The organism is Streptomyces sp. SID5785 (assembly GCF_009870065.1).
Classification (GTDB): domain Bacteria; phylum Actinomycetota; class Actinomycetes; order Streptomycetales; family Streptomycetaceae; genus Streptomyces.
This window is the reverse complement of the sequence record NZ_WWIA01000379.1, coordinates 1-4523: the sequence shown is the minus strand read 5'-3', so window position 1 is coordinate 4523 and position 4523 is coordinate 1. Positions and strand designations below refer to the sequence as shown.

The following is a 4523-nucleotide window of genomic DNA, read 5'->3' as shown; positions in this document are numbered from 1 at the left end:
TGGGCCTTCCTCGGCGACGGCGAGATGGACGAGCCCGAGTCGACCTCGGCGCTCACGCTCGCCGCCCGCGAGGGTCTCGACAACCTGACCTTCGTCATCAACTGCAACCTGCAGCGCCTGGACGGCCCGGTCCGCCCGAACTTCCGCGTCGTGCAGGAGCTCGAGGCGCAGTTCCGCGGCTCCGGCTGGAACGTCATCAAGTCGATGTGGGGCAACGCGTGGGACGAGCTGTTCCAGCTCGACACCACCGGCGCGCTCCTGGAGCGGCTCCGTGAGGTCCCGGACGCCCAGTTCCAGACGTACCAGACGCGTGACGTCGCCTACATCCGCGAGAACTTCTTCGGTACGAGCCCGGCGCTCGTCGAGCTCGCCAAGGTCCTGTCCGACGACAAGATCTCCGAGTGCTTCCACGTCTCGCGCGGCGGCCACGAGCCCCGCAAGGTGTACGCGGCGTACAAGGCGGCCGTCGAGCACAAGGGCGCGCCGACGGTCATCCTGACGCAGACCGTCAAGGGCATCACGCTCGGCAAGGGCTTCGAGTCCAAGAACGCCAACCACCAGATGAAGAAGCTGACGGTCGACGAGTTCAAGGACATGCGCGACCGCCTTGACCTCCCGATCTCGGACAGCGACTTCGTGGACGGCGTCGTGCCGTACGCGCGTCCCGCCGAGGGCTCGCCCGAGCTGCGCTACCTCGCCGAGCGCCGTGCCGCCCTGGGCGGTCCCGCCCCGGCCCGCCGTACGCAGCCGCTCGCGCCGCTGCCCGCGCCCGCCGACAAGGCGTTCGCGTCGTTCGACAAGGGCTCCGGCACCCAGTCCGTGGCGTCGACCATGGCGCTCGTACGGCTCCTGAAGGACCTCGTACGGGACAAGACGTCCGGCAAGCGCTGGGTGCCGATCATCCCCGACGAGGCGCGCACCTTCGGCATGGAGTCGCTGTTCCCGTCGCTGGGCCTGTACTCGCCCAAGGGCCAGACGTACGACCCGGTCGACCGCGACCAGCTCATGTACTACAAGGAGTCCGAGTCGGGCCAGATCCTCAACGAGGGGATCAACGAGGCGGGCTCGCTGGCCGACTTCATCGCCGCCGCCACGTCGTACTCGACGCACGGCGAGCAGATGATCCCGCTGTACATCTTCTACTCGATGTTCGGCTGGCAGCGCACCGGCGACCAGTTCTGGCAGCTCGCCGACCAGATGGGCCGCGGCTTCGTCGTCGGCGCCACCGCCGGTCGCACGACGCTGACCGGTGAGGGCCTCCAGCACGCGGACGGCCACTCGCCGATGATCGCGGCGACCAACCCGGCGGCCCTGTCGTACGACCCGGCCTTCGCCTACGAGATCGCCACGATCATGAAGGAAGGCCTGCGCCGTATGTACGGCGAGGCCAAGCCGGGCGAGGACCAGGACGTCTTCTACTACCTGACCGTCTACAACGAGCCGATGCCGCAGCCGGCGAAGCCGTCCGTGGCCGGTCTGGACGAGGCGATCATCAAGGGCCTCTACCGGTTCAACACGGCGGAGACCGCCGGGCTGTCGCCGGCGGCGAACGCCCCGCGGATCAACCTCGTCGGTTCCGGCACGGCGATCCACTGGACGCTCAAGGCGCAGCAGCTGCTCGCCGAGGAGTGGGGCGTCGCCGCCGACGTCTGGTCGGCCACCTCGTGGACCGAGCTGCGCCGTGACGCCCTCGAGGCCGACGAGGCGCTGCTCCGGGGCGAGGAGCGGATCCCGTTCGTCCGTCAGGCGCTCGCCGGGGCGCAGGGCCCGGTCCTGGCCGTGTCCGACTACATGCGTCAGGTCCCCGACCAGATCGCGCAGTGGGTCGAGCAGGACTACACCTCGCTCGGTGCGGACGGCTTCGGCCTCTCCGACACCCGTGAGGACGCCCGCCGCCACTTCGGCGTCGACGCCGAGTCGATCGTCGTCGCGGCGCTCGCCCAGCTCGCCCGCCGCGGCGAGGTCAAGGCGACGGCCGTGAAGGAGGCGCGCGAGCGCTACGGCCTGTAGGCCCCTCCGCCCGTGCGCGCGTGCCCCGTCCCGGATTGCCGGGGCGGGGCACGCGACGTTGAATGGACGGGTCAGACCGCTGTCCGGAGGCGTCCCGTGAAGATCTCCAAGACTCCGTCCGCACCCTGCTGGGCAAGCCTGGCGACGACCGACACGGCCGCGGCGGCGCTGTTCTACGAGGCCCTGTTCGGCTGGCGCACCGAGCCCGGCACGGACGCGGGCGGCCCGGCGGTCTTCGCCCTGGACGCCACGGGGCCGCAGGTCGCGGGCGTCGGCCCGGTCCGGATGCCGCAGCAGCCCGCGGCCTGGCTGCCGTACTTCCAGTCCAGCGGGGTCGACGCGGTCACCGCACGGGTCGGCGGCAACGGCGGGCGCGTGGTGTCCGGACCGTCGGGCGTCGGGGACCGGGGCCGGCTCGCGGTCTGCCAGGATCCGGCGGGCGCGGCCTTCGGGCTGTGGGAGCCGCTGGAGCACGCCGGGTTCCAGACGGTGAACGTGCCGGGCAGCTTCACCTGGTTCGAGCTTCTGACCCGGGACCCCGGCGGCGCCGTGGACTTCTACCAGTCGGTGCTCGGCTGGGGCACGCGCCGCCACGACGGCTGCCTGGACTGGACGGTGGCGGACGAGCCGTTCGGCGGCATGGTCGACATGTCGGCCGGGGACGTCCCGCAGGGGCCCTCGCAGTGGAACCTGTACGTCGCCGTGACCGACCCCGACGCGACGGCCGCACGCTGCACCGAGGCGGGCGGGCAGACGGTCGTGGAGCCGCGGGACACCCCGGCGGGCCGCTTCGCGCTCCTCACGGATCCGCAGGGAGCGGCCTTCTCGGTGCTGCGCGCTGCGTCATGATGACGGCATGCGTGCCGCCCGGCTGATCAAGATGGTCCTGCTGCTCCAGGCCCGCCCCGGCATGACCGCCGCGGAGCTGGCCCGGGAGCTGGAGGTGTCCGAGCGCACCGTCACACGCGACGCGCAGGCCCTCTCCGAGGCCGGTGTCCCGGTCTACGCGGACCGGGGCCGGGCCGGCGGCTACCGGCTGATCGGCGGCTACCGCACCCGGCTGACCGGGCTCGCGCGCGGTGAGGCGGAGGCGCTGTTCCTGTCCGGGGTGCCGGGCGCGCTGCGTGACATGGGGCTCGAGGACGCGGCGTCGGCGGCCCGGCTGAAGGTGTCGGCGGCGTTGCAGCCGGCGCTGCGGGACGCGTCGCGGACGGCCGCGCAGCGGTTCCATCTGGACGCGCCGGGCTGGTTCCACGAGCCGCACACGCCCGAGCTGCTCGCGGTGGTGGCCGGGGCGGTGTGGGAGGACCGGGTGGTCCGGGTCGGGTATCTGCGGGGTTCGGGCGACCGGGAGCCGGTGCGGGTGGAGCGCGAGCTGGAACCGTACGGGCTCGTCCTGAAGGCGGGCGTCTGGTATCTCGCGGCGCGGGTGCGGGACGGGTCGGCGGACCCGCTGCGGGTGTACCGGCTCGACCGGCTGGAGTCCGTCGAGCCCGGCGGTCCCTTCGTGCGGGACGGCGACTTCGACCTGCCCGCGTTCTGGGCGGAGCGCGCGGCGCAGTTCGCCCGGTCGATCCTGCGGGACACGGTCGTGCTGCGGCTGACGGCGGCCGGGGTGCGGCGGCTGCCGGAGGTGACGGACGCGGCGGCGGCGCGCGAGGCGGTGGCCGCTGCGGGGCCCGCGGACGCGGCGGGGACGGTGACCGTGACGCTGCCGGTCGAGTCGTGGGACGTCGCGTTCACGCAGCTCCTGGCGCTCGGCCCGGAGGTGGAGGTGGTGGCGCCCGCGGAGCTGCGGGAGCGGTGCGCGACGGCGGCGCGGGCGGCGGCCGCGCGGTACGCGTGAGCCGGTGGCATGTGCTGTTCCGACGAGTTCGCGCACTCGGCGTGCGCCCCTGCGGTGCAGGGCAGATGCTTGTCCCGTGATGGACGAGACGGAGTTCTGGGAGATCGTGGACAGCACCCGCGAGGCCGCCGGGGGCGACCCCGAGGACCACGCCGAGCTGCTCGTCGACCGGCTGCTGCGGCTCGATCCCGAGGGCGTGCTCGACTTCGCCCGGCACTTCGAGTCCCGCTACAACCGCGCGTACCGGTGGGACCTGTGGGGCGCCGCGTCCGTGCTGCTCGGCGGGGCGAGCGACGACGCGTTCGACTACTTCCGGTGCTGGCTGATCGGGCAGGGCCGGGAGATCTTCGAGGGGGCGCTGCACGATCCCGACTCGCTGGCGGAGTCGCTCCGCGAGTTCGACGAGGAGGTGGACGGGGACGGGGAGGAGCTCGGGTACGCGGCGGACGAGGCGTACGAGGAGCTCACCGGGGGCGTCGCCGCCGATCTCGGCCTGCCTGCGGCGCCGGCCGAGCCGGAGGGGACGCCGGTGGACTTCGAGGACGACGGCGCGCTGGCACGGCTGTACCCGCGCCTGACGGAGCGGTTCGGCTAGCGCCGGGCATGCATGGTTTGGTCGCCGGGTGCACGCCGGTGGGGCTGGTCGCGCCCCGCGGCGAAGCCGCTG

Annotated in this window: 4 protein-coding genes; all 4 read left to right on the top strand. The window is 73.1% G+C overall.

What is annotated here, in order from left to right; genetic code table 11:
• Positions 1–2010 (top strand): pyruvate dehydrogenase (acetyl-transferring), homodimeric type (gene aceE, locus GTW43_RS12555; RefSeq protein ID WP_161301737.1); only part of this gene is annotated, 2010 nt, incomplete at its 5' end.
• A gap of 96 nt (positions 2011–2106) precedes the next feature.
• Positions 2107–2859, top strand: a complete 753-nt coding sequence (locus tag GTW43_RS12550) for a VOC family protein (protein WP_161301736.1) — start codon at positions 2107–2109, stop codon at positions 2857–2859.
• A 7-nt stretch (positions 2860–2866) separates the two neighbouring features.
• Positions 2867–3856, top strand: coding sequence for a WYL domain-containing protein (locus GTW43_RS12545; protein ID WP_161301735.1), 990 nt, complete (start codon positions 2867–2869; stop codon positions 3854–3856).
• Positions 3857–3935: 79 nt separating this feature from the next.
• Positions 3936–4451, top strand: coding sequence for a DUF4240 domain-containing protein (locus tag GTW43_RS12540; RefSeq protein ID WP_161301738.1), 516 nt, complete (start codon positions 3936–3938; stop codon positions 4449–4451).
• Positions 4452–4523: the final 72 nt, after the last annotated feature.